We start from the raw sequence: 24,757 nt of genomic DNA on the forward strand, positions 1-24,757 counted from the left end.
GAAAATCCCATGAACGTCATCTTTGCCGGCACGCCCGAGTTCGCCCGCGTGGCCCTCGCGCGCTTGCTGAAGGCCGGCTTCACCGTCCCCCTGGTCCTGACCCAGCCCGACCGCCCTGCCGGCCGCGGCATGAAGCTGCAGGCCTCGCCCGTCAAGCAGTGCGCTCTGGACCATGGCATTGCCGTGGCCCAGCCGCGCAGCCTGCGCCTGGACGGCAAGTACCCCGAGGATGCTGCGGCCGCCCGCGAGGCCCTGCTGGCAACCCAGGCCGATGCCATGGTGGTGGCCGCCTACGGCCTCATCCTGCCCCAGTGGGTGCTGGACCTGCCGCGCCTGGGCTGCCTGAACATCCATGCCAGCCTGCTGCCGCGCTGGCGCGGCGCGGCCCCCATCCACCGTGCCATCGAGGCCGGCGATGCCGAGACCGGCGTCACCATCATGCAGATGGATGCCGGCCTGGACACGGGCGACATGCTGCTCACCGAACGCACGGCCATCACAGCCACCGACACCACGGCCAGCCTGCACGACAGGCTGGCGGACCTGGGCGGCCGCATGGTCGTGGAGGCCCTGGAAATGGCGGCCTGTGGCGGCCTGTCTCCCGTGGTGCAGCCCACCGAGGGCGTGACCTATGCGCACAAGATCGAGAAGGCCGAGAGCGCCGTCGACTGGTCGCTGCCCGCCCAGACCATCGGCCAGCGCATCCGTGCCTTCGACCCCTTCCCCGGCGCCAGCACGCGCCTGGGCGAGGAGACCATCAAGCTGTGGGCGGGTGAGCCCGAGGCCGGGGACGCCCCGACCGGGACCCGACCCGGGCAGGTCCTGGCCGCCGACGGTTCGGGCGTCACCGTGGCCTGCGGTACGGGGCGGCTGCGCCTGACCGCTTTGCAGCGTGCCGGGGGCAAGCGCCTGGCGGCCGCGGATTTCCTGCGCGGCTTCGACGACCTGGGCGCCGGGGTCGTGCTGGGTGGCGGTGCGCCATGAGCGCGCTGGCCGAGCGCATCTCCCGCACCGTCCGCGACCCGCATTTCCGGCTGGCTGCCAAGGACATGGCCGGTACCTCCCTGGGCATTGGTGCCTGGGGCCTGGTAACCGGCGTGGCCATGGTCAAGAGCGGCATGTCCGTGCCGCTGGCCCTGCTGATGTCGCTGGTGGTCTATGCCGGCAGCGCGCAACTGGCGGTGATCCCGCTGCTCACCGTGGGCGCCCCGCTGTGGGTGATCTGGCTCACGGCCGCCTGCGTGAACCTGCGCTTCGTGATCTTCAGCAGCATGTGGCGCAGCTATTTTGCCCACCGGCCGCTGCGCGAACGCCTGGCCATCGGCTATTTCAGCGGCGATGTGATCTATGTCTCGTTCATGAACCGCTTCCCCGATCCCAAGCCCCGGCCCGAGCAGGTGCCCTATTTCTGGGGCGCGGCCACCACCAACTGGGTGGCCTGGCAGGTGCCTTCCATCGCCGGCATCCTGCTGGCCAATGCCGTGCCTCTGTCCTGGGGCCTGGGGTTCGCGGGCGTGCTGGCCTTGCTGGGCGTGCTGCTGTCGCTGCTGTTCGACCGGGCCACCTGGCTGGCCACGGGCGTGGCCGCCACGGCGGCGGTGGCCGCGTTTGCGCTGCCGCTCAAGCTCAACATCCTGGTGGCCATCGCGGCGGCGGTGGCTGCCGGCCTGCTGATGGAGGCCATGGACCGCCGGCGCAAGGGTCGCCACCCCGAAATGCTGCTGGTGCCCGCCGACAGCGTGATGCCCCCCGAGGAGCGCCAGCACATGAAGGACGGCGAGGTGGTCCCCCTGCGTGAGGAGCGCCACCCATGAGCGGCCACTGGATATTCACCGCCATCGCCATCCTGGGGCTTGCCGTGATCACCGTGGTGTCGCGCGCGTTCTTCATGATCCCCGAGCGCGAGCTGCCCCTGCCCGACTGGCTCAAGCGCGGCCTCAAGTACGCGCCGCTGGCCGCGCTCACCGCCGTGATCGCGCCCGAGATCCTCATGACCCAGGGGGAGCTGCTCGACACCTTCAAGGATGCGCGCCTGCCCGCCGCGATCCTGGCGAGTGCTTACTACTTTTGGAAGCGAGGCATCCTGGGCACCATCGTGGTGGGCATGGCCGTCTACCTGCCGCTGCACATCGGCTGGGGCTGGTAGGCGTCTGTAAGGGGCGACGGCCGCCCCCTTTAAAATGTAGGGCTTCAGTGCCCCCATCCAGGAACCCTGCCTCCATGAACATCCTCCGCTTTTCCGATCTGTGTGCCCAGGGCAAGGCCCAAGGCCAGCGCGTCTTCATCCGTGCCGACCTGAACGTGCCGCAGGACGACAGTGGCGCCATCACCGAAGACACGCGCATCCGTGCCTCCATCCCCTGCATCCAGATGGCCCTGGACGCTGGCGCCGCGGTGATGGTCACCAGCCACCTGGGCCGCCCCACCGAGGGCGAGTTCAAGCCCGAGGACACCCTGGCCCCCGTGGCCGCACGCCTGGGCGAACTGCTGGGCCGCGATGTGCCCCTGGTCTCCAACTGGGTCGATGGCGTGAGCGTGGCCCCGGGCCAGATCGTGCTGCTGGAGAACTGCCGCCTCAACGTGGGCGAGAAGAAGAACAAGGAAGAGCTGGCGCGCAAGATGGCCGCGCTGTGCGACATCTTCGTGAACGATGCCTTCGGCACCGCCCACCGCGCCGAAGGAACGACCTATGGCATCGCCCAGTTTGCGCCCATCGCCTGCGCTGGCCCGCTGCTCTCGGCCGAGATCGACGCGTTGACCAAGGCCCTGGCCCAGCCCCAGCGGCCGCTGGTGGCCATCGTGGCCGGCTCCAAGGTGTCGAGCAAGCTCACCATCTTGAAGAGCCTGGCCGACAAGGTCGACCAGCTCATCGTGGGCGGCGGCATTGCCAACACCTTCATGCTGGCCGCCGGCCTGCCCATCGGCAAGAGCCTGGCTGAGCCCGACCTGGTGGGCGAGGCGCGCGCCGTGATGGAGGCCATGAAGGCCCGTGGTGCCGAGGTGCCGATCCCCACCGACGTGGTGACGGCCACGGCCTTCGCGGCCGATGCCCCCGCCACCACCAAGGCCGCGGCCGACGTGGGCGCCGACGACATGATCCTGGACATCGGCCCCAAGACGGCTGCCCAGCTGGCGGCCAAGCTCAAGTCGGCCGGCTCCATCGTCTGGAACGGGCCGGTCGGCGTGTTCGAGTTCACCGCGTTTGAAAATGGCACGCGCGAGATTGCCGCGGCCATCGCCGAATCGCCGGCATTCAGCATCGCTGGCGGCGGAGATACTCTGGCGGCCATCGCCAAATACGGCATCGAAAAACAGGTGGGCTATATCTCCACCGGCGGCGGCGCGTTTCTGGAAGTGCTGGAAGGCAAAACCCTGCCGGCCTTCGAGATATTGGAAAAACGCGCGGTTGCAAATTAACCATTTTGGTTACATTTTCGCGCTGTGAATCAAGGCCGTTGCGACGGCCTTTTTTTGTGCCTGCAGCGGTCTTCGGGGCAGGCCGCAGCGACCCGCGCAGGGCTTTCCTGCCGCGGGCCGCCTAAAATCAGGTCCCATGACTTTTCTCGACATGCTGCGCGACGCGTCCGCACAGAACAACTCCATGCTGTGCGTGGGCCTGGACCCTGAGCCCACCCGTTTTCCTGCAGCGCTCAAGGGCGATGCGCGCAAGATCTACGATTTCTGTGCCGCCATCGTCGATGCCACGGCCGACCTGGCCTGCTCCTTCAAGCCGCAGATCGCCTACTTTGCCGCCCATGGCGCCGAAGACCAGCTCGAACGGCTGATGCAGCACATGCGTGCCAACGCGCCGCATGTGCCCGTGATCCTGGACGCCAAGCGCGGCGACATCGGCTCCACGGCCGAGCAGTACGCCAAGGAGGCGTTCGAGCGCTACGGCGCCGACGCGGTCACGCTCTCGCCCTTCATGGGCTTCGACTCCATCGAACCTTACCTGGCCTACCACGGCAAGGGCGCCTTCCTGCTGTGCCGCACTTCCAACCCGGGCGGCGACGACCTTCAGATCCAGCGACTATCGAGCGTCGAAGGCGAGCCCCTGCTGTACGAGCATGTGGCACGCCTGGCCCAGGGCCCCTGGAACCGCAACGGCCAGCTCGGCCTGGTGGTGGGCGCCACCTACCCGCAGGAGATCGAGCGCGTGCGCGGCATCGCTCCCACCTTGCCCCTCCTGATCCCGGGCGTCGGCGCCCAGGGCGGTGATGCCGTCGCCACCGTGCGTGCCGGCCTGCGCGAAGGCGGGCCCATCATCGTGAACTCCTCGCGCTCCATCCTCTATGCCTCGGGTGGCGAGGACTTCGCCAGCGCTGCGCGCACCGAAGCCGAGCGCACCCGGGCCGTGCTGGAAGCCGCCAAGGCCTGACCGCCCGGCGCGTTCCGGCGCGCACGCCCACCGCTGCGAGGACCCTTCGATGCAACTGAAGTGGCTGGAGGACTTCATCGTGCTCGCGCAGGAGCGCAGCTTTACGCGCGCGGCCGAGTTGCGGCATGTTACCCACCCGGCCTTCGGGCGGCGCATCCGGGCGCTGGAGGAATGGGCCGGCACCCCACTGGTGGAAAAGGGCGGTGGTCCGGTGACGCTCACGCCCGCGGGCAAGCGCTTTCTGGAGACGGCCGGCCAGATGGCGCACAGCCTGGCCCAGTCGCACGAAGAACTGCAGAGCATGGCCGGGCGCACCGCGCGCACCGTGACCATCGTTACCGGCCGCACCCTGGCGCGCACCCTGCTGGCCGACTGGCTGGTGCGGCTGCCGCGCGCGCTGCATGCCAGCGAGCTGTGCATACGCACCGGCTCCCTGGCCGAGACCGTGGCCCAACTCGAGCGCGGCGAGGCCGATTTCTCGCTGGTCTACCACCATACCGCGCTGGCCGTGCGGCTCGATGCCCGGCAGTTCAGCCATGTGACCGTGGCCAGCGACCGCCTGGTACCCGTGTCGCGCGCTGCCACCCAGGGCCAGCCCCAGCACCGCCTCGGCTCCGACGGCCCGGCGACGGCCTACCTGGCCTATGCGCCCCAGCTCGCGCTGGGCCGGCTGGTCGAAGACCATCTGGCCAACCACCCCCATGCGCCGCGGCTGCAGCGCGTGGTCGAGTGCGATTCGCCCGATGCCTTGTACGAATACGCCTTGCGCGGCGTGGGCGCTGCCTGGCTGCCCTGGTCGCTGGTGCATGCCGACTGCAAGGCGCAGCGCCTGGCGCATGCGGGCGATGCGCGCATGGAGGTGCGCTTTGACGTGCGCCTGTACCGCCCCAAGCGCCGGCTGACACCCTTGGCCGAGGCCTTCTGGCAGGCGTTCGCGCAGCGCTGAGGCACCCGCAAGCTCAACCAAAACGGCACATTCTGGTGCCATTTCAGCACCGCCAGGGCCGGCCTGCATTCTCACAATGGCTTACATACCAAGCCCAGTCCCCACCCGATGAGGAGTTCCATTGTGAAAACCCCCGCCCGTTTCGCGCGCCGCGCCGCCCTGTTGGGTGCTCTCGCCGCCTGCTTTGCCAGCACCCCCGCCCTGGCGCAGGATGCCTACCCCTCCAAGCCCATCACCATCGTCGTCGGCTATCCACCAGGCGGTAGCACCGACCTCACGGGCCGCGCCGTGGCGCAGGAGCTGGGTGCCAAGCTGGGCGTGCCGGTGGTGATCGAGAACATCGGGGGTGCCGGCGGTGCCATCGGCGCGCAGAAGGTGGCCAGCGCAGCACCCGACGGCTACACCCTGCTCGTGGGCGCGAGCAACGAGATCGCGATCAACAAGCTCGTGACCAAGAAGGTCAAGTACGACGTCAAGGATTTCACGGCCATCGGCCTCGTGGCCTCGCAGCCCCTGGTGCTGGTGGCATCGCCGGGCGCGGGCGTGAAGAACCTGGCCGAGTTCACGCAGAAGGTCGCCAAGAACCCTGGCAAGTACAGCTACGGCAGCTCGGGCGTGGGCACCTCGCTGCACCTGGCCGGTGAAATGGTCAAGGAGCAGGGCAAGCTGTTCATGACCCACATCCCCTACCGCGGCGTGGCACCGTTGACCAACGACCTCTTGGGCAACAACCTCGAATTCGGCGTGTTCGTGCTCTCCAGCGGCCTGCCCCACATCAAGAGCGGCAAGGTCGTCGCGCTGGGCACGACCGAGGCCAAGCGCTCGTTCACCACGCCCGACATCCCCGCACTGGCCGAGTCGCCCCAGTTCAAGAACGTGGACATCGGTGTGTGGTTCGCGCTGCTGGGCCCGGCCAACCTGCCCAAGCCGGTGTTCGACAAGATCAAGAAGGCGCTCAACGACACGCTGCAATCGCCCGACTTCCGCAAGAAGATGGAGGCCAGCGGCTCCACCGTGGCGGCGACCACGGTGAACATGGACCAGTACCTGGCGGCCGAAGTGGCCAAGTACAAGAAGATCGTCGAGTTCGCCAAGATCGAGGAATGAGCGGCATGACTGCAGAGATCACCCCCCAGCCCCTGGTCTTCGAACTGCCCGCGCCCGACATCGGCGCCTGGCGCGCCGGCAACACCGGTACCGAAGGCGTCTGGCATTTCGATTCGGGCGTGCCGGGCCGCCACGTGATGCTCAGTGCCCTGGTGCATGGCAACGAGCTGTGTGGCGCCTGGGCGCTCAAGGGCCTGCTCGAAGCCGGGTTGCGCCCTGCGCGCGGCAAGCTCACGCTGGCCTTCTGCAACCTCACGGCCTTCGACCGCTTCGACCCGCAAAGCCACGACGCCTCGCGCTTCACCGACGAGGACCTGAACCGCCAGTGGCTCGACGATCGCATGGACGCAGGCGACACCAATGAGCGTCGGCGCGCCGCGGCCCTGCGGCCTTTCGTCGCCCAGGCCGACTGGCTGCTCGACATCCATTCCATGCACGAACCTTCGGCCCCGCTGCTGCTCACTGGGGTGCAACCGCGCAACCTGCAGCTCGCGCGCGCCATGCGCTCGCCCGAGCATGTCGTGGTTGATGCGGGCCACAAGGACGGCGTGCGCATGCGCGACTACGAGCGTTTCGGCCTGGGCGACACGGAGGCGGGAGACACCCGCTCGCTGCTCATCGAGTGCGGTTTCCATGGCGATCCGGCCAGCCGCGCCGTGGCGCAGGACCAGTGCGTGCGCTTTCTCGAACAGTCGGGCGTGCTCAGTGCCGATGCCTTGGCGCAGCAACTGCCCGGCTGGCGCCTGCCCGATGCCCCGCGCCAGTGGGCGCTGGAGGTCACTGGCCCCGTGGTGGCCACCAGCACAGCCTTCCGCTTTGTGGCGCCCTACACGGGGCTGGAAGTGATCGAGAAAGCCGGCACCGTGATCGGCGACAACGATGGCGTGCCCGTCACCACACCGTACGACGACTGCGTGCTCGTGATGCCCTCGGTGCGCCAGGCACGTGCCGGCGTGACGGTGGTGCGCTACGCCACGCGCCGCCCCTTGTAGGCGGGGTCAGCGTGGGCGCCGGCGCTTCCACCAGAGCCAGGCACCGGTGATGCCCATGGTGGAGAGAGCCAGGCCGCCCAGCGCCACCACGGCCTCCAGCACCACGCCGCCAAGCACACCGGTGTGCAGCGGGTAGATGACCGCCGTGGCGCGGGCCCCAGGGTCCAGTTCGTTCCAGCGGTGCGTGGCCAGCACCTCGCCCGTGGCGGGGTGCAGCCACACCGAGGTCAGCCCATTGGGGTGCGGGTCGTCTGCCAGCCGCATGCGCACGCGCAGCGGCCGGTCGGCCTGTGCAGGCACCTGCACATAGCCGATGGGCGCACCCGGAAACTGCGCCTGTGCCTGGGCCACCAGGGTGTCGAGCGGCAATGCGGGGGCCGATGCGGAGCCCTTGGGCAGCGTGGGGGCCTTGGTGGGCGCGGCCCCGCTGAGCGTGGTGACAAAGCCGCCCAACGGCCGCCAGGCCATCCAGGCCCCGCTGGCCACCGACACTGCGATCAGCAGCCCCAGGGCCGCACCGCCCACCCGGTGCAGGTCGAAGAAGGCGCGCAGCAGGCCCTTGTCCAGCACGATGCGCCAGGACGGCGGCCAGCGCCGCGGCCACCACAGGATGAGCCCGGTGGCGAGCAGCAACAGGTAGCCCAGCGCCACCCAGGCCAGGATGGCCTTGCCCGTGTCCTGCCACCACAGCGAGCTGTGCAGCTTGAACAGCGCGTTGACGAAGCCCTCGGTCTCACCCCGGCGGCCTTGTTCCAGGCCGGTGGCCGGATCGAAGTAGACCGTGCCGCGCCAGGGGCCGCTGACCAGCACCCACAGGCTTTCACCGGGTTCGCGGGCCGGCCGCATCGTGAAGCTGCCCTTGGGCCACTCGGCCTTCAGCGACTGCAGCACCCCCTGCAGGGCCGCATCGGGCGCCCCCGCGTTGGACTGCGTCCGGGCACGGAACAGCTCCGGGTGCGCCCAGCGGTCCAGCGGCTGCGCTACCACGAGCACGGCCCCGGTCAGGCCCGACAGGATCAGCACCCAGCCCAGGCTGAGTGCGGTCCAGCGGTGTATGCGCAGCCAGAGTTGGCGCAGCCGCTGCATGTCAGCGCGCGCCCTGGGTCAGCGGCATCAGAACGCGAAACGCCCTTGCACGTACAGCATGCGCGGCGTGCCCACCATGCGGCCCGGGTTGCCGTCCACATTGCGCGTGTAGTAGCGCTTGTCGGCCAGGTTGTTCACGCCCACGGCGATGCTGCTGCCTTTGTAACCAGGCAGCTTCCAGTCGGCCTGGATGTTCCACAGGCGGAACCCGGGGATGCGGCCCAGGCGGGCGTCGGCCGTTTCGGCAACGGTGTTGGCCGTGTCAGCGTACTGCGCGCTCTGGTGCGTGCTGGCCAGGTTGAAGGACCAGTCGCCCAGCTGGTAGCGTGCGCCCAGCGTGTCGGTGTTGCGCGAGTAGAAGGGCACGTCCAGCCCGGCCGTGGTGCCCGATTTCTGGATCGCCTTGGTGTAGCTGTAGTTGGCATACACGTTCAGGCCCGCCAGCGCGCTGGCCTTGTCGAACGTGTAGTCGATGGCGGCCTCGATGCCTTCATGGCTGGTAGCCCCGATGTTCTGGAAGGTGGCCGGCGTGATGCCCGGCACCTGCAGGATCTGGTTGTCGAAGCGGATCTTGAAGGCCGTGAGTTCGGCGCGGATCTGCGGGGTCTGCCAGCGCGCACCCACTTCGGCGGTCTTGGCCAGCTCGGGCTTGAGCGGGTTGGTGGCCGTCTGCGAGTTCAGCTGGATGTTCTGCACCGGGCCGAACGAGGTGCCGTAGTTGGCGAACAGCGTGAGCGCCGGGTTCACCAGGTAGGCCACGTTGAGCGAAGGCAGCGCCTTGTTGTTGGTGGTGTCGAAGCGCTGCGTGGTGGCGCGGTCTTCGCGGTTCGTCTCGATGTGCTCGAAGCGCACGCCCGGCGTCACGCGCCAGGCGCCGAAGGCGATGCGGTCATCGATGTAGACCGCGTGCGCATCGGTGGCGTTGTCGAAGCGTGTGGTGGTGCTGTTCACGCCGGTGGCGATGGTCTGGTTGTAGGCCCGGTCGTTGCCGCGCTCGCGCAGGAAGCGGTAGCCGGCCGTCACGTCGTGCGTGGTGGGGCCCAGCTGCACGCGCTGGGTGTAGCGCGGTTCGATGCCCAGCACCTCGTAGTCGCGCGGCTGGTGGGCCAGTTGCGTGCTGGTGGCGTTGATGAGCGTGCTCTTGCGCGTGCTGTCGTTGTAGTAGGCGCGCACCTCGAACTCCTGGTTGTCCGAGATCGTGTTGATGTAGCCCAGGTCCAGGCCCTTGCGCTCGCCGTTCCAGTAGTCGCTGGGGCGCGTGTTCTGGAAGGGGTTGGCGTTGAACTGCGCCACCGTCAGCCCGCCCGGCGTGCGCGAGTTCACGTCGTAGTAGGAGACCTTGCCGTAGACCTCGGAGCTGCCCGTGAGTTCGTAGCGGAACTTGAAGGCCAGGTCGTTGACCTTCTCGTCACTGCCCTGGCGCCAGCTGCTGCCGGTCATGCCCGAATACAGCAGCGCCAGGCCCAGGCCATTGTCCAGCTGCGAGCCGAGGAAGGTGCTGTACTGCGTGTTGTCCTGGCCGCCTTCGCTGTAGTGGTTGTGGCGCACGGTCACGTCGCCCGTGAGGCCGGGCTTGGACGGGATGGCGCGGCTCGTGAAGTTGATGATGCCGCCCACGTTCTGCGGGCCATAACGCACCGCGCCGCCGCCGCGCACCACGTCGATGGACTCGATGTTGTTCAGGCTCACCGGCGCGAACGAGAGCTGGGGCTGGCCGTAGGGCGCCACGGCCAGCGGCACGCCATCGAGCAGGATGGTGGAGCGCGGGCTGTAGCGCCCCGTGAGGCCGCGCACACCGATGTTCAGCGAGATCGCGCTGCCGGCGGTGCCCGAGTTCTCGCTGGCCTGCACGCCGGGAATGCGGCGCATCACCTCGCCGATGCTGGCGGCGCCCGTGGCCTCGATCTTTTCCTTGTCCACCTGCGTGCGCGCGCCGGCAAAGTTCTTCACGCTGTTCTGCAGGCCCGTGCCCAGCCAGCTGCCCGTGATCTGGATGGTCTCCAGCGCGGGCGAGGCCTGGTTGGCGTCCTGCGCATGCAGTGCCAGCGGCATGGCCAGGCAGGCCAGCGCGACAGCGGCTGCGCAGCGGTTGGGTGCAAGGCCGGCAGGCGCCAGGCTGTGTGGTGTCGTCGTCATGTCGTATTTCCCCGGTGCGGATGGCTTCGCCGCCGGGGCCGCCAGCGAGAAACCTGTTCTTACAAATGCAATGATAGTAATTATCATTCATACTGTGAAAAGCTGCCTTGGCCTGCGCTCCGGGCGGATGGGGCCCCGGGTTGGCCCCGGGCCTGGCGGGGCCAACCCGGGGGCGACAGCAGGGGTCACCGTGCTGGGCTAAGCTCGTCGTTCCCGCATCTTTCCCCGCCATTCGCCAGCTGCCATGTCCCAAGATCCCACCCGTTCCCTGCCCATGGCCGGTGCCACCAACTTCCGCGACCTGGGGGGCTATGCCGGCCAGGATGGGCGGGTTGTGAAGTGGCGGCGCATCTTCCGCTCGGACCACCTGGCCGGGCTGACCGCGACCGACCAGGCGCTGCTGGCCGAGCTGGGCGTCAGCCGTGCCATCGACTTTCGCGGCAAGGCCGAGGGCGCGGCCCATGCCTATGCCATCCCCGGCGTGGCCTACCACCCGCTGGTCATCGAGCCCACCGTGGTGCAGCGCGCGCTCGAATTGCAGGCCACCGGCCGCACGCTCACCGCGCAGGATGCGGTGGGTCTGATGCAGCAGACCTACCGCGGCTTCGTGCACGAGAACGCGCCGCGCTTTGCCGAGCTGTTCCGCCTGCTGCTGGCCAGCGATGCGCCCACGGTGTTCCACTGCACCGCCGGCAAGGACCGCACCGGCTTTGCCGCCGCGCTCATCCTGCTCGCGCTGGGCGTGCCGCGCGACACCGTGATGCAGGACTACCTGCTCACCAACAACCTCTACCGCCGCCCCCCCGGCATGGGCAGCCATGCGCCCGAGGAAGTGCTGGCCGTGCTCTGGCGCGTGCAGGAGGAGTTCCTGGACGCCGCATTGCACATGGTGGACCAGGACTACGGCGGCGTGCAGACCTACCTGGTGGAGGTGCTCGGGGTGGATGCGGCCGCGCAGCGGCAGTTGGCAGGGCTGTACCTGCAGGCTGCGGCGTAGGCGCCCGGATATCGGTTTACACCCGGATACCTGGCGGCCCTGCTGCGGCATGCGGGTGGTGGCATAGTCCACGCCTTCCTCCCGTCGACTGTTTTTGAGTGAGTTTTGAATGAATCTTCGCAAGCAATGCCTGCGTGCCGGCTTGGTGCTGGCACTGTCGCTGGGCGCCTTGTCGCCCCTGGCCATGGCGGCCCAGACCGATGCGGAACGCCAGGCCGTGATCCTGTCCATGTTCAAGGACGGCGCCACCCTGACGGAAGACGTGCACCGTGAGTTCTGGTCGGGCCTCAAGGACCCCGAGGCGGCCGTCAGCCGCAGTTCCACCGAACGGGTGGCGTTTGCACTGCAGAACACCATCGAGCTTGAACGCGCCACGCTGGTGAGCTACAAGGCCAGCATCCAGCAGCGCAAGCCGGTGGTGGACAAGAGCTACGAGCAGGCCCTGATGACCCGGGTGGAGATGATGCGCATGCGCAAGCTGTCCACCGACCCCGTGTTGGCCAAGGACAAGGCGTTCCGCGAGTCGCTGGTGCCGGTGTCCAAGGGCCAGGCGTTCGAGATAGGCGGCAACAAGGTCTCGATGACCCATGCCGTCATCGACAAGGAACTGGCCCGCCTCGACGCGTCGCGAGCGCGCCTGGAGCGCCTGCTCAATCCGGTCTGGACGCCGCAGGGCAAGTGATCCCCCGCCCGGGCCGCTACAACAAGGAATGGCAGTGACCTCTGCACACCGTGCCGGCCAGAGCGCCAGCGCCGATGGCTTCGACGCGGCCTATTACGAGCGTTTCTACTTCGACAAGAAGACCAGCGTGGTCGACCCGGCGCACACCGAGCGGCTGGGCGCCTTCGTCTGCAGCTACCTGCAGTACCTGCGTGTGCCGGTGCGGCGTGTGCTGGACCTGGGCTGCGGCATCGGGCTGTGGCGTGACATCGTGGCCCGGCACTTCCCCAAGGCCTCGTTCCATGGCGTTGAGTTCAGCGAGTACCTGTGCGGCCGCTTCGGCTGGGAGCGCGGCTCGGTGGTCGACTACCAGGCCCGCACGCCCTACGACCTGGTGATCTGCCAGGGGGTGCTGCCCTACCTCAACGAGGCCGATGTGCAACAGGCCATGCGCAACCTCGCCGGGCTCAGCCGCGGCGCGCTGTACGTGGAGGCTGTCGCGCGCGAGGACTGGGAGCAGGACGTCGTGGACGAGACGCTGACCGATCCGCGCATGTTCCGCCACCCCGCGCAGTTGTACCGGCGCACGCTGGGCGAAGGCTTCACCGAACTGGGCGGCGGCCTGTGGCTCAGCCCCAAGGCCGAACTGCCCTTGTTTGCCCTCGAACACATGGGTGGTCGGTGACGGCCGCTGCCATGCCCGTGCCGGCGCTGCCGCATGCCGTGTCGCGCCTGCGCGCGGCACGCCTGGCACGCAGTGCCAAGCCCTTCCTGGCCCGGGGCGGGCCGCGTGGCGCGCGCTGCCCGGGCTGCCGGCTGGTGCCCAGCCACTGCCTGTGCGCGCTGCGCCCGCTGCTCACCCCGCAGGCCGGCGTGTGCCTGCTGATGGCCGACATCGAGCCGCTCAAGCCCAGCAACACCGGCTGGCTGATCGCCGACGTGGTGGCCGATACCTGGGCCTTCGGCTGGGCGCGCACCGAGGTCGACCCGGCCTTGCTCGCCCTGCTGGCCGATGCGCAGTGGCAGCCCTATGTGGTGTTCCCCGGCGAATTCGTGGCGCCGGAGCGCGTGGTGGCGAGCGTCGAACCCGCACAGGGCGGCAAGCGGCCCCTGTTCGTGCTGCTCGACGCCACCTGGCCCGAGGCGCGCAAGATGTTCCGCAAGAGCCCCTACCTGGACCGCTTCCCCGTGCTCAGCCTGGCTGGTGAGCAGCTCTCGCGCTACCGCCTGCGCCGCAGCACGCGCGACGACCATTTCTGCACCTCCGAAGTGGCGGCCCTGTGCATGGAACTCGCGGGCGAGGGCCATGCGGCGCAGACTTTGGAAGCCTACCTCGACGTGTTCACCAACCACTACCTGCAGTCCAAGCACCAGTTGTCGGTGGACCCGGGCGACGAAGTACACGAGCGCCTGCGCGCCCTGCGTCGGTAAACTGCCACCGACCGCGCTGTGCGGCATCCCGCGCCCGTGGGCCGACGTCTCACGGCCGAGCCTTTTTTCACCAAGAGCGGCTTTGCCGTCGAAGCCCGCCAGCAGGTGGAATGCCACGGCGTGGTGCTTCCCAATGCGCGCATGGCCAAGTGGCTGCCAGGTGCCGCTGGAGTGGTGGGACAATAGCGCCCCCGGCATTTCTCCCTCCCCTCTCCAGAACGGCAAGGCCCTTCCCATGACCAAGCAACACGAACGGCACACCGAACTCAAGCCCATGGAGCTGTGTGATTCCTGCAAGGGCATCCAGCGCAACTGGCGCCGCGCGCCCGGCCATGCCGAGCTGGTACAGCGCGGCAGCCGCAAGGAGGACCGCGACCACGGCCAGGTCACTTTCACCCGCTACCAGTGCGATCGCTGCGGTACCGCCTGGGAGTACGAGAACGACAAGACCAACCTGCACGCTGGCTGGTCGGTGGTCGGGCGCTGACCGGGTACCTCCTTCAGTCCTGCCGCCCCGCTGGGGTGGGCAGGGCGGCCAGCAGCATCGCCGCCACCACACAGCCCAGGCCCAGCCACTGCCAGCTGCGGATGGATTCACCGAGGAACGCCACCGACAGCAGCAGGGCCGACACCGGCAGCCAGACGGTGGCCAGCGATGCGCGCACGCCGCTGGTGCGAGCACTGCCCGCGTACCATAGCAAAAAGCCGCCCACGGTCGGTATCCAGGCGTAGTACAGCACTGCGGCCAACGCCGGTGGCGTGAACGTGGAGGGCGAAGCCTGTGCCATCCACCACGCCGGCAGAATGGAGAGCAAAAGCCCTCCCCCCGACATCAGTGCGGACAGGGCCAGCGCCGGAACGGGCGCAGACAGCCGCTTGCTGGCCAGGATGAACACCGCCTCGCAGGCCACGGCCGCCAGCACCAGTGCGATGCCCGCCAGGCGCGTGCCGCCACTCCCATCGGCCGCACCCTCTCCCGGGCTGGCCGCGACCGCCATGACCCCGGCCGTGGCCAGCGCGATGGCCGCCACCAGGCGCCGGCCGGGCCGCTCGCCCAGCAGCAGGGCCGAGAACAGCGCTGCGGCTGCGGGCAGCGTGCCCGCGACGATGCCTGCATCCGACGCGCTGGCGAGCCGCACCCCGAGGATCAGCAGCACCGAGTAGCCCACGCTGCCCGCCGCCGCCTGCACGGTGAGCAGCAGCGCATCGCGCCGGCCCAGGTATGGCAGCCGCTGGCCGCGCCAGCGCATCAGCGCAAAGAACACAGGCAGCGCCAGCGCATGGCGCAGCACGGTGGCCGCAAACGGCTCGATGTCCTGTGCGATCACCTTGCTGACCACCACCGTGCTGCCGACCAGCACCATGGCCAGGCTGCACAGCAGCTGGCCCCTCCACGCGTCCGAAACGCCCATCACCTGCCCCTTTGCCCGTGTTGAAGAACTGCAGGCAGTGTGGCGAGGCGGGCGCCCGGGGTCTTGAACGTTATTGCGGCTGCGGGCTGCGCCGGGGGCCCGCCGTGGCCTTCTGCCAGGCGCCGGGCGTGAAGCCGAATTGCCGCGTGAAGATGCGCGTCATGTGGCTCTGGTCGGCAAAGCCGCTGTCGGCCGCCGCATCGGCCAGGCTGGCACCGCGCAGCACGCGGTGGCGGGCATGTTCGGCGCGCTGTTGTTGCAGCCAGGCATGGGGCGGCAGCCCATAGGCCTGGGTGAAACGGCGCAGCAGCTGGTACTTGCCCAGGCCGGCCATGGTGGCCAGCTGCGCGAGCGTGGGCGGTGCCCGCAGCAGATCGGCCAGCCGGTCGCGCACCTGGCGCATGGCAGCCGCTGCCTCGGCGGCGCTTGTTTGCGGCGGTGCCGCATTGGCATGCCGGCCCAGCAACAGGGCACCCGTGTGCGCCAGCGCCTCTTCGCAGGCCAGGGCGGCGACGCTGGTGGACGCCTGCGGCCCCGCGTTCCAGTGCGCCAGGCGCTGCAGCAACTGGTCCAGGGCCGTGCGCAGCGCCTGGTCGTGCTGGATCACCGGGCGGGCCAGGGCCAGCCCCTGGGGCGAAGCGATGGCCAGGTCGTCGGCCATGGCCTGCACCACCGAGGGCTCCAGATAGACCATGCGCCAGCGGCGCGAAGGGCTGCCCAGGGGCTGGCCGTCGTGCACCTCGCCGGGGTTGGTGGTGATCATGTTCCCCGCGTAGGCATCCACCGGGCCGCGCCCGCTGGCCGAGCTCTGCGCGCCGTGGTCGAGAAGCCCCAGGCCATAGACGGCATGCCAATGCCTGCCATAGTGGCGGGAACTTTCGATGTGCGTGGCATACACACCTTCCCAGGGCGATCCGAAGACCTGGGCACGGTGGGCGGGCGTTGGCGTTGTGGTCACCATCCGTCCATTATTCCCGGGTCTGCCTGCCATCCATCCAAGGAGCTGCTGAATGCGCCGCCGATTTTTTCTTGCCACTGGAGCGCGCCCATGGGTGCTTGGCAGCCTGGCGTTGCTGGGCGCGCGCGCCGCGCAGGCCCAGCCGGGCTACACCGTGTCGCTCGAACAGCTGCAGGAGGCAGTAGCGCAGCGCTTTCCGCTGCGCTACCCCATGGCCGGGCTGGTGGATGTGGACGTGCAGACCCCGCGCCTGTCCCTGCTGCCCGCAAGCAACCGGCTGGGCGCGGCTTTCCCGCTCGCCGCTGCCGGCCCGGCGCTGCGCCGCAGCCACAGCGGCACGCTGGAGGTCGAATTCGCTCTGCGCTACGAAGCCAGCGACCGCAGCCTGCGCGCCCACCAGCTGCGCCTGGTGCGGCTGGACTTTCCCAGCCTGCGGTCTGAGGTGGTGGCGCTGCTCAATGGCTATGGCCCGGGCCTGGCGGAGCAGTCGCTGCGCGAGGTGGTGCTGCACCGGCTGCGCCCGCAGGACCTGGGGCTGCTCGACGGCATGGGCTTGCAGCCAGGCGCCATCACCGTGACGCCCAGGGGCTTGTCCATCGCGTTCGTGAGCAAGCCGGTGCCTTGACGAAGGCTCAATCCCCCCGCACCCGCTGCGCAAAGCCACGCTGGCCGAACTGCTCGATGATGAAGTCCACGAACACCCGCGTGCGCGCGGGCAACAGCTTCTTGTCGGGGTAGTACAGCGAGGTCGGCCCGGCGTCGGACCACCAGCCCGGCAGCAGGCGCACCAGGTCGCCACTGGCCAGCCAGGGCTGGGCAAACGGCATGGGCAGCAGGGCCACACCCAGGCCCATCAGCGCGGCCTGGCACATGGCCTCGGGGTCGTCAAAGACGATGCGCGGGCGCAGCTCGGCTGCGGCCGCGTCGCCGGCCTTGTTGCGCAGCGTGACCACGTGGATGCGGCCCGTCTGGATCGAGCGGCGCGCAATGCCGTCCCATTGCGCAAGGTCCGATGGGTGGCGCGGCGCCTTGCGGCCCTGCAGTTGCGCACGAGACGCCACCGCCACGATGTGGATGGTGCCCAGCGTGCGCGCCACCATGCCGGGGTTCAGGTTCAGCCCGCCGCCAATGCCCGCGTCAAAGCCCTCGCCGATCAGGTCGACCTGCCGGTTCTCGAAGCGCCAGTCGGGCTGGATGGCCGGGTAGCGCTGCAAAAACTCGCCCAGCAGCGGCACCAGGTAGGCACGGCCGAAGGCCTGGCCCATGCTGACCTTGAGCGTACCCGCCGGGGCGCGGTCGGCCTCGGCCGCATGCTCCACGGCATCGGACAGCGTGGACAGGGGACCGCTGATCTGCTGCAGCAGGCGCTGGCCGCCTTCGGTGAGCACCAGGCGCCGCGTGCTGCGCTGGAACAGGCGCACGGAGAGATTGGCCTCCAGCCGCGCCACGTTCTTGCTCACGGCAGCGGGCGTGAGGCCCATGCGCCGCGCGGCGGCCGAGAAGCTGCCGGACTCGGCAGACTGGACGAAGGATTCGAGATGGCTCAAGGGTTGCATGCCTCTATTTTCAACCAGCGGTTGAAACAGGAACAGCCCATTCATGGCTACCGGCAATGCAATGGTTTACCGACACTGCAGGTGTTGCCAGTGCATTCACTGGTCCACCTCACTGGAGATCCACCATGTCTGTCACCTCTTCTGCCCCTGCTTCTTCTTCGTCCACCCGCGTCCTGGCCGGCAAGGCCGCCTTCGTCACCGGGGGCTCGCGCGGCATCGGCGCCGCCATCGTGCGCCGCCTGGCGCGCGACGGCGCTGCCGTCGCTTTCACCTACACCAGCAACGAGGCCCCTGCCCGGGCCCTGGCTGCCGAGATCGAGGCCGCAGGCGGCCGCGCCCTGGCACTGCGTGCCGACAGCGCCGATGCCAGCGCCATCACCGCGGCCATCGATGGTGCGGCCCGTGAGCTGGGCCGCCTGGACATCCTGGTCAACAACGCAGGCGTGGCCATCATGGGCGAGGTCGGCAGCGTTACGCTCGAAGACCTGGACCGCACGCTCGCCATCAACGTGCGCGGCGTGTTCGTCGCCACCCAGGCCGCCGTGCGCCACATGGGCCAGGGCGGTGCCTATGGCCGTGTCATCACCATCGGCAGCACCAATTCTGAGCGCCTGCCCTGGGCCGGCTTCAGCGTCTACGGCATGAGCAAGGCCGCCATCGTGGGGCTCACCAAGGGCCTGGCACGCGACCTGGGGCCGCGCGGCATCACCGTGAACAACGTGCAGCCCGGTCCGGTGAACACCGACATGAACCCCGCCGACGGCCCCATGGCCAAGGACATGCATGGCCTGATGGCGCTGGACCGCCACGCCGACCCGGCCGAGATCGCCGGCATGGTGGCCTACCTGGCCGGGCCCGAGTCGGGCATGGTCACAGGCGCCAGCCTGCTCATTGACGGAGGCTTTGCCGCCTGACCTTACCTGGGCAACTGCTCGACCACGTCGTCCAACGCCACATGGCCCTGGAACCCGCCGCTGCTGGTGGCGGGCCGCTGGCGCTCGATGGCATCGGCGAACACCACGGCGGGGTCGGCGCGCAGCTTGGCGAGGTGGGCCGCCAGGTGCGGGTAGTCCTCGACCCGCAGCACACCGTGGTACTCGGCCCAGCGGGCCACGGCGGCCAGGTAGGCATCGGCCACGGTCTTCTTGCTGCCACCGTCGATCCACTTGCGCCCGGCGAGCAGCCGGTCCAGGTGGGCGCAGCCCTTGGCGACCTGGGGGCGGCCCAGGTCGCGCAGCGCCTCCTGGCGCGGCGGGTCCGTGGCCATTTCGTAGGCGGCCCCCAGTGGCGCAAACGCCGCGAAGAAGTCCGTGGCCAGGTAGGCCAGGGTCTGGTTCAGGCGGTCATGCTCCGGACTGCCCTGCGGGTAGCCGAGTTGGTGGCCCTTTTGCGCCGCCAGGTGCAGCAGGATGGCCACGCTTTCGCTGAGCAACTGGCCTTCGGCCGTCACGTAGGCGGGCGTCAGGTTCTGCGGATTGATGCGTGCAAAGGCCGCGGGCCAGGGGTGTTCGAGCATCTCGATGCGCGAGAGCGCGTAGGGCGCGCCCAGCCATTCGAGCGCGATGATGCTGGCCAGCGAACAGCCCTGGGGCACGCCATAGAAAAGGGTCGGTGTCATTGCAGGTTCCTTGGTTGAGAAAAGAAGATCAAAAGAAGACCTTGCAAAGATACGGATGTGGCCTTTGCCTGTGTAGTCAGGCAAAAGTAGACTCATCGTCTCTTTTTGTGGACGATGACCGTGCTCAATCTCAATGACCTGCAGTGGTTCGTGCGCGTGGTGGACCATGGCGGCTTTGCCGCGGCCGCGCGGGCGCTGGAGGTGCCCAAGTCCACGCTGAGCAAGCGCGTGGCGCAGCTCGAGGCCACGCTGGGCGTGCGCCTGATACAGCGCAGTTCGCGCGTCTTCGTGGTGACCGACACCGGACAGGCCTTCTACCGCCATGCCGCGGCCATGCTGATCGAGGCCGAGGCAGCCGAGAACGTGGTGCGCGGCCTGCAGGCGGAGCCGGCAGGCATCGTGCGCATCACGGCCTCGGTCACCACGGCGCAGCTGGTGCTGGCCGAGCTGCTGCCCGGCCTGGCTGTGCGCTACCCGAAGCTGCAGGTGATGCTGCATGCGACAGACCGCTTCGTGGACCTGGTGCAGGAGGGCTTCGACATCGGCGTGCGCGACCACTCGGCCCCGTTGCCCGATTCGGACCTGGTGCAGCGGCGTGTGGGCTACGAGCCGTTCTACACCGTGGCTGCGCCGGCCTACCTGGCGGCCCGCGGTACCCCCGTCCACCCGGGCGAACTGGCCGGGCACGATGCCTTGCTGCTGTCGCCCGCGCCATCGGCCCAGGTATGGACTTTTCTGCGCGATGGCGAGGCCATGGGCGTGCGGCCGGTGCCGCGCTTCTTTGCCGACGAGCCCTGGACCCTGCTGCGTGCGGCCCTGGCGGGCGTGGGCATCGGCTGCCTGCCGCGCGGACTGTGCCAGCCCGACATCGAGGCCGGCCGCCTGGTGCGGCTGCTGGCGGATTTCCGCTATGGCGCGAGCATGACCACCACCTTGCTGATCTCGCACCGGCGCGGGCAGTTGCCTTCGGTGCGCGCGGCGGTGGACTTCCTGGCCGAGGGCCTGGCGCGCTACCGCGGGTTCGAGGAGCCCGGGGCCTTATAGTGGCCCACCATTCCACCCGGGACCCTGCCGTGCACCACACCCCCCAATTCCTGCGCAATGCCCGCACCACTGCGGCGGCCTTGGCCACTCTGTGGGCCGCCTTCACCGCCGGTGCCGTCACCCCGGCCGAGTCTGGCTATGTGGGCGAGTACCGCGGGGGCTCCGTCGACACCGTGGCCCAGCTCGCGCTGCTCGACGACAACACCTACTGCTTCGCTTTCACGGGCGGTGCACTGGACATGGTGGCGGCCGGTCGATGGAAGGCCGAAGGCTCGGGCATCCGGCTGCAGCAGGTGCGCCAGGAGTACCCCTTGTTCCCGGCCTTCGCCCGCCAGGTGGACGCACAGGGTGCCATGGTGGAGTTCGACTTCCACGGCTACACCCTCTCCAATGCCCGGGCGCCGGTGTTCGCGTTCTCGGCCGACGACAAGTTGCCGGCCACCCTGCGCCCGCTGTTCACCGAAGACAACAACCAGTGGTCCGAGAACTACAAGCTGCCCCTCGTGGCAGCGGACGCCGTGCGCTATTTCTATCTCGGGGACCTGGTGGAGGACGAGTCGTCCCGCAAACCCCCGGTCGTGAAAGTGGTGCAATACCGGCTGGAGGGTGGCAATGCCGTGCGGGTGGGATTCGACCAGCTGCAGGCCATGCCCCTCATGGACCAGCGGGCCGAGCTCAAGGGCGAGGTGCTGTTCCTCTCCGGCTCCCGGCTGGGCCAGCGCCGTCCTCTGAACCCGGACATCCTGAAGGCCGTGCGCAGTGGCTGCATCGACCCTGCACTCAAGCCCGACGTGCCGCGCCCCCTGAAGGAGGGGCAAAGCAAGCCACTGGAGCCGGTGAAGATCTTCACCGTCAGCCCCTCGGCCATCCAGGGCAAGCCCTTCTTCGAAGCCAAGGGCAAGTAAGGGGCCTGCTCAGGCGGACAGGGCTCCCACCGGAGCGCGCGGGGCCCTCTCGATCTGCGCCTTGGCCAGGCGCAGCGCCTTGCGCATGTAGCCGCGCCACAGCACGCTGGCCAGCAGCCAGAGTACTGGCGCGGCCCACTTGGAGCGCGCATGGAAGGCATGGCGCCAGCGCACCGTGGTCTGCGTGCCATTGGCCTCGGGGTCGAACCACCAGGCACCGTCGGCGCCCGTGGCCAGCCAGCGCAGCGCGCCCGTGAAACCGCTCACCGTGTAGGCAAAGTACTGGGCCGGGCGGTAGTGCTTGAGTCCTTCCTGCACACTGCTGCCGTCGGACATGGCCACCGTGCGCGTCTGCCCCGGGGCATCCCAGGGGCCGGTCTGGTCGCGGGTTCCGGTCACGGCCGGCAGGGGACCGTAGCCGGTGAACAGTGTGGTCGGGTCGACGGGCGCGATGAACCCGAACGCCTGGGCAGGCGAGGCCTTGATATGCGTCTGGACCGTGGCGGTAAAGGTGGGCATGGTGGCGGCGTCCGGTTCTTGCAGGGTGAATCGAATGTATTGTGGAAGCCGGAAACGATAAATACCGTTTTCCCAAACGGACTGTTTGCCAAACCGTGAACAATTGCCCCTTCCCGTGCCGAGAAAACTCTGGGCAAACGGGGCTCAGACCGGGGATGGCCGCCGCCGGGGCTTGCGCTGTGCCCCAGCCAGCTCCTGGGCGCCCAGGCTGAACACCGGCTGGTCCGCCAGCATCTCCACCGCCAGGTCGATGAAGGCGCGCACGCGCGCCGGCTGGGCCGCGCGGCTGCCGTAGTACACATACAGCCCCAGGTGCCGAGGGATGAAGCCGGTCAGCACCGGCACCAGCTGCCCGCTGCGCACCAGGGGCGCGGCCGTCACCCCGACGAGCTGGCCGATGGCATGGCCGCCCAGCACGGCGCGCGCCTCCAGTTCGATGTCGTTGGTGCAGAAGGCCGGCGGGATGGCGTGCGCCACGATGTCCTCGCCCACCTGGAACTCCCAGGGCATGGGTTTGCCTGTGGCCGGGTGGCGAAAGCCGCTGCAGCGGTGCTGCGCCAGGTCTTCGATGCGGGTGGGGGTGCCGTGGCGCGCCAGGTACCCCGGCGTGGCGCACACCACCAGCTGCAGCCACAGCAGGCGCCGCGCGATGACCCCGCCCTCGGGCGGGTAGCCCGAGCGAAAGCCCACGTCCACCCGGTCCTCGACCCAGTTGCCGATGCGGTCCTCGAGCTGCACATCGGGCTCCACCAGCGGGTAGCGGCGCACGAACTCGTCGACCACGGGCCAGATCACCTCCAGCATCATGGAGCGCGGCGCGGTAATGCGCAGCGGCCCCGCAATCTCCTCGCGCCCGCGCCGCGCGCCATGCACGGCCCGTTGCAGCGTGGCCAGCCCGGGCTGGGCGGCGTCGAGGAACTGGCGCCCCTCTTCGGTCAGGCTCAGGCTGCGCGTGGTTCGGTGGAACAGGCGCACGCCCAGGTGCGATTCGAGCTGCCCCAGCGCCAGGCTGGCGGCCTGCGGCGTGATGCCCTGGGCCGAAGCTGCCTGGCGCAGGCTGCCCAGTTCGGCCGCCTTGGCAAAGGTGGAAATCGCGCGCAGTTCGTTGATGGCCATGGCAAGGCTCCTTTTTTTGACAAGTATTGCTTGTCAATGAAGTGAGTGATTATGGGCTAGTGCGATGGCAATGGCTTGCCTAAAGTTCATCCCCATGGCAACGCGCCGCGTCTGCCAGAACCCCGAAATTCAACTCTTCCAAGGACTTCTGCCATGACCGCTCACGCTTCTTCCTTCTCCTTCCCCCGCATCTGGCTGATCACCGGCGCTTCGCGCGGCATCGGCGCGCGCATTGCCGAGGCCGCGCTGGCCCAGGGCGATGCCGTGGTGGCCACCTCGCGCAGCGCCGAGTCCATCACCCGCCGCCTGGGCGCCAGCGATGCGCTGCTGCCCCTGGCGCTGGACGTGACCGACGAGGCCCAGGCCCGCCACGCCGTGGGCGCCGCACTGGAGCGTTTCGGCCGCATCGACGTGCTGGTCAACAACGCCGGCTACGGCCTGCTGGGCGCGGTGGAGGAGGCCACCGCCGACGAGGTGCGCAGCCTGTACGAGACCAATGTCTTTGGCCTGCTGCATGTGACGCGCGCTGTGCTGCCTTCGATGCGCGCGCGCCGCGCCGGCCACGTCATCAACATTTCATCCCTGGGTGGCGTGCGCTCGGCGGCCGGCTTTGGCGTCTACTGCTCGACCAAGTTCGCGGTGGAAGGCATCACCGAGGCGCTGCACGCCGAACTGGCGCCCCTGGGCATCCACGCCACGGTGGTGGAGCCCGGCTACTTTCGCACCGAGTTCCTCGACACGGCCTCGCTTTCGGTGTCGCCGCGCGTGCTGGACGATTACGCCCCCAGCGCCGGCGCGATCCGCGAAGCCGCCCGCCGCATCAACCTGAACCAGCCCGGCGACCCGGTGCGTCTGGCCCAGGCCGTGATGCAGTTGGTGGCCAGCCCCACACCGCCGCTGCGCCTGCCACTGGGCACCGACACGCTGCAGACCATTGCCGACAAGCATGCCTTCGTGGGCAAGGAAACCGCCGCCTGGCGTGATCTGGCGGCGTCCACGGATTTCCCCGCCCAGGCTGCGGCGTGAGCTCGCGCCGGCGGTGGGGTCACACCATGCCGCCATTGGCTCTCAACGTTTGTCCGTTGATCCACGCGCCATCGGGCCCGACCAGGAAGGCCACCGTGCTTGCGATGTCCTCCGGCGTGCCCAGGCGGCCCAGCGGGTTCATCTGCGCCAGGCGCTCCACCAGCTCGGGCGTCTTGCCATCGAGGAACAGCGCGGTGGCCGTGGGGCCGGGGGCGACGGCGTTCACGGTGATGTTCCTGCCGCGCAGCTCCTTGGCCAGGATCAGCGTCATGGTTTCCACCGCGCTCTTGGTGGCGGCATACACCGCATAGCCAGGCATGGCAGTGCCGACCAGGCTGGTGGAGAAGTTCACGATGCGCCCGCCCGGCTCCAGCCGGCGCGCGGCCTCGCGCAGGGTGTTGAAGCTGCCCTTGAGGTTGATGGCAATGAGCCGGTCGAAGGTGGCATCGTCGGTATCGGCCAGGTGCGGCAGGTGCGCAGGCATCACGCCCGCGTTGTTGACCAGCACGTCCACGCGGCCGAAGGCCTCGGTCGCTTGGTCGAACAGGCGCGCTGCGGCCGCAGGGTCTGCCACATCGGCCTGTACCGTGATGGCCTGGCCACCGGCGGCCGTGATGGACTGCGCCACCACTGCGGCCTCGGCGGCATTGCCGGCGTAGTTGACCACCACATTGAAGCCATCGCGCCCCAGGCGCTGGGCAATCGCGGCGCCGATGCCGCGTGAGGACCCGGTGACGATGGCGACAGGGCGGTGGGTGGACGGGGTGGACGTGTCGTTGGTGGCCATGGAGAACTCCAGAACAGTGGTGATGGGTGTATTGTTCTGTTGGCGCCGGGTTTGATAAAGACCCGTGAATTGCCATGACTGT

The 24,757-nt window shown here is 68.9% G+C and carries 27 protein-coding genes; 18 read left to right on the top strand and 9 right to left on the bottom strand.

The annotated features are described in order from the left end of the window. Positions 1-9 precede the first annotated feature (9 nt). The 8 genes from fmt to AC3WOH_RS02615 all read left to right on the top strand — a co-directional run bounded on the left by fmt (position 10) and on the right by AC3WOH_RS02615 (position 7,423). A complete protein-coding gene (fmt, locus tag AC3WOH_RS02580) occupies positions 10-984 on the top strand; it encodes a methionyl-tRNA formyltransferase (protein WP_492227831.1) in 975 nt (324 codons plus the stop codon). Next, positions 981-1,814 (top strand): AzlC family ABC transporter permease, encoded by an 834-nt coding sequence (locus AC3WOH_RS02585; RefSeq protein WP_492227832.1) that lies wholly within the window; start codon positions 981-983, stop codon positions 1,812-1,814. The genes fmt and AC3WOH_RS02585 overlap by 4 nt, the downstream gene beginning before the upstream one ends. Further along, a complete protein-coding gene (locus tag AC3WOH_RS02590) occupies positions 1,811-2,146 on the top strand; it encodes an AzlD domain-containing protein (protein WP_492227833.1) in 336 nt (111 codons plus the stop codon). Before AC3WOH_RS02585 ends, AC3WOH_RS02590 begins: the two co-directional genes overlap by 4 nt. A gap of 74 nt (positions 2,147-2,220) precedes the next feature. Continuing rightward, positions 2,221-3,417, top strand: coding sequence for a phosphoglycerate kinase (locus AC3WOH_RS02595; RefSeq protein ID WP_492227834.1), 1,197 nt, complete (start codon positions 2,221-2,223; stop codon positions 3,415-3,417). Positions 3,418-3,553: 136 nt separating this feature from the next. Further along, positions 3,554-4,378 (top strand): orotidine-5'-phosphate decarboxylase, encoded by an 825-nt coding sequence (gene pyrF, locus AC3WOH_RS02600; RefSeq protein ID WP_492227835.1) that lies wholly within the window; start codon positions 3,554-3,556, stop codon positions 4,376-4,378. Positions 4,379-4,427: 49 nt separating this feature from the next. After that, positions 4,428-5,324: a LysR family transcriptional regulator gene (locus tag AC3WOH_RS02605; protein WP_492227836.1), complete on the top strand. Its 897-nt coding sequence runs from the start codon at positions 4,428-4,430 to the stop codon at positions 5,322-5,324. Between the two features lie 108 nt (positions 5,325-5,432). Beyond that, entirely contained in the window at positions 5,433-6,431 is a 999-nt protein-coding gene (locus AC3WOH_RS02610; RefSeq protein WP_492227837.1) for a Bug family tripartite tricarboxylate transporter substrate binding protein, read from the top strand. A 5-nt stretch (positions 6,432-6,436) separates the two neighbouring features. Beyond that, positions 6,437-7,423 carry a M14 family metallopeptidase gene (locus tag AC3WOH_RS02615; RefSeq protein WP_492227838.1) on the top strand — a complete coding sequence of 329 codons (987 nt, stop codon included), beginning with the start codon at positions 6,437-6,439 and terminating at the stop codon, positions 7,421-7,423. A 6-nt stretch (positions 7,424-7,429) separates the two neighbouring features. Here AC3WOH_RS02615 and AC3WOH_RS02620 read toward each other — a convergent pair whose 3' ends face one another. Together AC3WOH_RS02620 and AC3WOH_RS02625 are read right to left on the bottom strand one after the other, a co-directional pair. After that, positions 7,430-8,509 carry a PepSY-associated TM helix domain-containing protein gene (locus AC3WOH_RS02620; RefSeq protein WP_492227839.1) on the bottom strand — a complete coding sequence of 360 codons (1,080 nt, stop codon included), beginning with the start codon at positions 8,507-8,509 and terminating at the stop codon, positions 7,430-7,432. Positions 8,510-8,536: 27 nt separating this feature from the next. Further along, positions 8,537-10,645: a TonB-dependent receptor family protein gene (locus AC3WOH_RS02625; RefSeq protein ID WP_492227840.1), complete on the bottom strand. Its 2,109-nt coding sequence runs from the start codon at positions 10,643-10,645 to the stop codon at positions 8,537-8,539. A 244-nt stretch (positions 10,646-10,889) separates the two neighbouring features. Here AC3WOH_RS02625 and AC3WOH_RS02630 point away from each other — a divergent pair, with 244 nt between their 5' ends. The 5 genes from AC3WOH_RS02630 to AC3WOH_RS02650 all read left to right on the top strand — a co-directional run bounded on the left by AC3WOH_RS02630 (position 10,890) and on the right by AC3WOH_RS02650 (position 14,221). After that, the gene (locus AC3WOH_RS02630) at positions 10,890-11,642 is read left to right on the top strand and encodes a tyrosine-protein phosphatase (RefSeq protein WP_492227841.1); all 753 of its coding nucleotides are present in this window, start codon (positions 10,890-10,892) and stop codon (positions 11,640-11,642) included. 109 nt (positions 11,643-11,751) lie between these two features. Beyond that, positions 11,752-12,324 carry a hypothetical protein gene (locus tag AC3WOH_RS02635; RefSeq protein WP_492227842.1) on the top strand — a complete coding sequence of 191 codons (573 nt, stop codon included), beginning with the start codon at positions 11,752-11,754 and terminating at the stop codon, positions 12,322-12,324. A 28-nt stretch (positions 12,325-12,352) separates the two neighbouring features. Next, the gene (locus tag AC3WOH_RS02640) at positions 12,353-12,988 is read left to right on the top strand and encodes a class I SAM-dependent methyltransferase (protein WP_184855487.1); all 636 of its coding nucleotides are present in this window, start codon (positions 12,353-12,355) and stop codon (positions 12,986-12,988) included. 11 nt (positions 12,989-12,999) lie between these two features. Further along, positions 13,000-13,734, top strand: a complete 735-nt coding sequence (locus AC3WOH_RS02645) for a tRNA-uridine aminocarboxypropyltransferase (protein ID WP_492227984.1) — start codon at positions 13,000-13,002, stop codon at positions 13,732-13,734. Between the two features lie 235 nt (positions 13,735-13,969). Further along, positions 13,970-14,221 carry a hypothetical protein gene (locus tag AC3WOH_RS02650; protein ID WP_492227843.1) on the top strand — a complete coding sequence of 84 codons (252 nt, stop codon included), beginning with the start codon at positions 13,970-13,972 and terminating at the stop codon, positions 14,219-14,221. A 13-nt stretch (positions 14,222-14,234) separates the two neighbouring features. On the opposite strand, the gene AC3WOH_RS02655 is transcribed toward AC3WOH_RS02650, so the two are convergent. Continuing rightward, a complete protein-coding gene (locus AC3WOH_RS02655; protein WP_492227844.1) occupies positions 14,235-15,146 on the bottom strand; it encodes a DMT family transporter in 912 nt (303 codons plus the stop codon). Between the two features lie 70 nt (positions 15,147-15,216). After that, positions 15,217-16,104, bottom strand: coding sequence for an AraC family transcriptional regulator (locus tag AC3WOH_RS02660; RefSeq protein ID WP_492227845.1), 888 nt, complete (start codon positions 16,102-16,104; stop codon positions 15,217-15,219). A 52-nt stretch (positions 16,105-16,156) separates the two neighbouring features. Between AC3WOH_RS02660 and AC3WOH_RS02665 the strand changes: the two genes are divergently transcribed. Beyond that, on the top strand, positions 16,157-16,729 hold the full coding sequence (locus AC3WOH_RS02665; RefSeq protein ID WP_492227846.1) for a DUF1439 domain-containing protein: 573 nt from the start codon (positions 16,157-16,159) through the stop codon (positions 16,727-16,729). 7 nt (positions 16,730-16,736) lie between these two features. Here the strand turns inward: AC3WOH_RS02665 and AC3WOH_RS02670 are convergent, their stop codons facing one another. Next, positions 16,737-17,660, bottom strand: coding sequence for a LysR family transcriptional regulator (locus tag AC3WOH_RS02670; RefSeq protein ID WP_492227847.1), 924 nt, complete (start codon positions 17,658-17,660; stop codon positions 16,737-16,739). Between the two features lie 125 nt (positions 17,661-17,785). Between AC3WOH_RS02670 and AC3WOH_RS02675 the strand changes: the two genes are divergently transcribed. Continuing rightward, a complete protein-coding gene (locus AC3WOH_RS02675) occupies positions 17,786-18,574 on the top strand; it encodes an SDR family oxidoreductase (RefSeq protein ID WP_492227848.1) in 789 nt (262 codons plus the stop codon). Between the two features lie 2 nt (positions 18,575-18,576). Here AC3WOH_RS02675 and AC3WOH_RS02680 read toward each other — a convergent pair whose 3' ends face one another. After that, positions 18,577-19,278: a glutathione S-transferase family protein gene (locus AC3WOH_RS02680; protein WP_492227849.1), complete on the bottom strand. Its 702-nt coding sequence runs from the start codon at positions 19,276-19,278 to the stop codon at positions 18,577-18,579. A gap of 120 nt (positions 19,279-19,398) precedes the next feature. On the opposite strand from AC3WOH_RS02680, the gene AC3WOH_RS02685 reads away from it, so the two are divergent. Together AC3WOH_RS02685 and AC3WOH_RS02690 are read left to right on the top strand one after the other, a co-directional pair. Next, a complete protein-coding gene (locus tag AC3WOH_RS02685; protein ID WP_492227850.1) occupies positions 19,399-20,322 on the top strand; it encodes a LysR substrate-binding domain-containing protein in 924 nt (307 codons plus the stop codon). Between the two features lie 29 nt (positions 20,323-20,351). Then, positions 20,352-21,227: a hypothetical protein gene (locus tag AC3WOH_RS02690; protein ID WP_492227851.1), complete on the top strand. Its 876-nt coding sequence runs from the start codon at positions 20,352-20,354 to the stop codon at positions 21,225-21,227. A gap of 9 nt (positions 21,228-21,236) precedes the next feature. Here AC3WOH_RS02690 and AC3WOH_RS02695 read toward each other — a convergent pair whose 3' ends face one another. Beyond that, positions 21,237-21,746 carry an SRPBCC family protein gene (locus tag AC3WOH_RS02695; protein WP_492227852.1) on the bottom strand — a complete coding sequence of 170 codons (510 nt, stop codon included), beginning with the start codon at positions 21,744-21,746 and terminating at the stop codon, positions 21,237-21,239. 144 nt (positions 21,747-21,890) lie between these two features. Continuing rightward, positions 21,891-22,862 carry a LysR family transcriptional regulator gene (locus AC3WOH_RS02700; RefSeq protein ID WP_492227853.1) on the bottom strand — a complete coding sequence of 324 codons (972 nt, stop codon included), beginning with the start codon at positions 22,860-22,862 and terminating at the stop codon, positions 21,891-21,893. A gap of 153 nt (positions 22,863-23,015) precedes the next feature. Between AC3WOH_RS02700 and AC3WOH_RS02705 the strand changes: the two genes are divergently transcribed. After that, positions 23,016-23,888, top strand: coding sequence for an oxidoreductase (locus tag AC3WOH_RS02705; RefSeq protein WP_492227854.1), 873 nt, complete (start codon positions 23,016-23,018; stop codon positions 23,886-23,888). 19 nt (positions 23,889-23,907) lie between these two features. Here the strand turns inward: AC3WOH_RS02705 and AC3WOH_RS02710 are convergent, their stop codons facing one another. Continuing rightward, the gene (locus AC3WOH_RS02710; RefSeq protein ID WP_492227855.1) at positions 23,908-24,675 is read right to left on the bottom strand and encodes an SDR family oxidoreductase; all 768 of its coding nucleotides are present in this window, start codon (positions 24,673-24,675) and stop codon (positions 23,908-23,910) included. Positions 24,676-24,757 lie beyond the last annotated feature (82 nt).

The organism is Acidovorax sp. FW305-C-20-28 (assembly GCF_058783375.1).

What these genes read in the sequence shown, in the direction of transcription:
- fmt (WP_492227831.1), top strand. Translation starts at nt 10, where the DNA reads ATGAACGTCATCTTTGCCGGCACGCCCGAGTTCGCCCGCGTGGCCCTC.
- AC3WOH_RS02585 (WP_492227832.1), top strand. Translation starts at nt 981, where the DNA reads ATGAGCGCGCTGGCCGAGCGCATCTCCCGCACCGTCCGCGACCCGCAT.
- AC3WOH_RS02590 (WP_492227833.1), top strand. Translation starts at nt 1,811, where the DNA reads ATGAGCGGCCACTGGATATTCACCGCCATCGCCATCCTGGGGCTTGCC.
- AC3WOH_RS02595 (WP_492227834.1), top strand. Translation starts at nt 2,221, where the DNA reads ATGAACATCCTCCGCTTTTCCGATCTGTGTGCCCAGGGCAAGGCCCAA.
- pyrF (WP_492227835.1), top strand. Translation starts at nt 3,554, where the DNA reads ATGACTTTTCTCGACATGCTGCGCGACGCGTCCGCACAGAACAACTCC.
- AC3WOH_RS02605 (WP_492227836.1), top strand. Translation starts at nt 4,428, where the DNA reads ATGCAACTGAAGTGGCTGGAGGACTTCATCGTGCTCGCGCAGGAGCGC.
- AC3WOH_RS02610 (WP_492227837.1), top strand. Translation starts at nt 5,433, where the DNA reads ATGAGGAGTTCCATTGTGAAAACCCCCGCCCGTTTCGCGCGCCGCGCC.
- AC3WOH_RS02615 (WP_492227838.1), top strand. Translation starts at nt 6,437, where the DNA reads ATGACTGCAGAGATCACCCCCCAGCCCCTGGTCTTCGAACTGCCCGCG.
- AC3WOH_RS02620 (WP_492227839.1), bottom strand. Translation starts at nt 8,509, where the DNA reads ATGCAGCGGCTGCGCCAACTCTGGCTGCGCATACACCGCTGGACCGCA.
- AC3WOH_RS02625 (WP_492227840.1), bottom strand. Translation starts at nt 10,645, where the DNA reads ATGACGACGACACCACACAGCCTGGCGCCTGCCGGCCTTGCACCCAAC.
- AC3WOH_RS02630 (WP_492227841.1), top strand. Translation starts at nt 10,890, where the DNA reads ATGTCCCAAGATCCCACCCGTTCCCTGCCCATGGCCGGTGCCACCAAC.
- AC3WOH_RS02635 (WP_492227842.1), top strand. Translation starts at nt 11,752, where the DNA reads ATGAATCTTCGCAAGCAATGCCTGCGTGCCGGCTTGGTGCTGGCACTG.
- AC3WOH_RS02640 (WP_184855487.1), top strand. Translation starts at nt 12,353, where the DNA reads ATGGCAGTGACCTCTGCACACCGTGCCGGCCAGAGCGCCAGCGCCGAT.
- AC3WOH_RS02645 (WP_492227984.1), top strand. Translation starts at nt 13,000, where the DNA reads ATGCCCGTGCCGGCGCTGCCGCATGCCGTGTCGCGCCTGCGCGCGGCA.
- AC3WOH_RS02650 (WP_492227843.1), top strand. Translation starts at nt 13,970, where the DNA reads ATGACCAAGCAACACGAACGGCACACCGAACTCAAGCCCATGGAGCTG.
- AC3WOH_RS02655 (WP_492227844.1), bottom strand. Translation starts at nt 15,146, where the DNA reads ATGGGCGTTTCGGACGCGTGGAGGGGCCAGCTGCTGTGCAGCCTGGCC.
- AC3WOH_RS02665 (WP_492227846.1), top strand. Translation starts at nt 16,157, where the DNA reads ATGCGCCGCCGATTTTTTCTTGCCACTGGAGCGCGCCCATGGGTGCTT.
- AC3WOH_RS02670 (WP_492227847.1), bottom strand. Translation starts at nt 17,660, where the DNA reads ATGCAACCCTTGAGCCATCTCGAATCCTTCGTCCAGTCTGCCGAGTCC.
- AC3WOH_RS02675 (WP_492227848.1), top strand. Translation starts at nt 17,786, where the DNA reads ATGTCTGTCACCTCTTCTGCCCCTGCTTCTTCTTCGTCCACCCGCGTC.
- AC3WOH_RS02680 (WP_492227849.1), bottom strand. Translation starts at nt 19,278, where the DNA reads ATGACACCGACCCTTTTCTATGGCGTGCCCCAGGGCTGTTCGCTGGCC.
- AC3WOH_RS02695 (WP_492227852.1), bottom strand. Translation starts at nt 21,746, where the DNA reads ATGCCCACCTTTACCGCCACGGTCCAGACGCATATCAAGGCCTCGCCT.
- AC3WOH_RS02700 (WP_492227853.1), bottom strand. Translation starts at nt 22,862, where the DNA reads ATGGCCATCAACGAACTGCGCGCGATTTCCACCTTTGCCAAGGCGGCC.
- AC3WOH_RS02705 (WP_492227854.1), top strand. Translation starts at nt 23,016, where the DNA reads ATGACCGCTCACGCTTCTTCCTTCTCCTTCCCCCGCATCTGGCTGATC.
- AC3WOH_RS02710 (WP_492227855.1), bottom strand. Translation starts at nt 24,675, where the DNA reads ATGGCCACCAACGACACGTCCACCCCGTCCACCCACCGCCCTGTCGCC.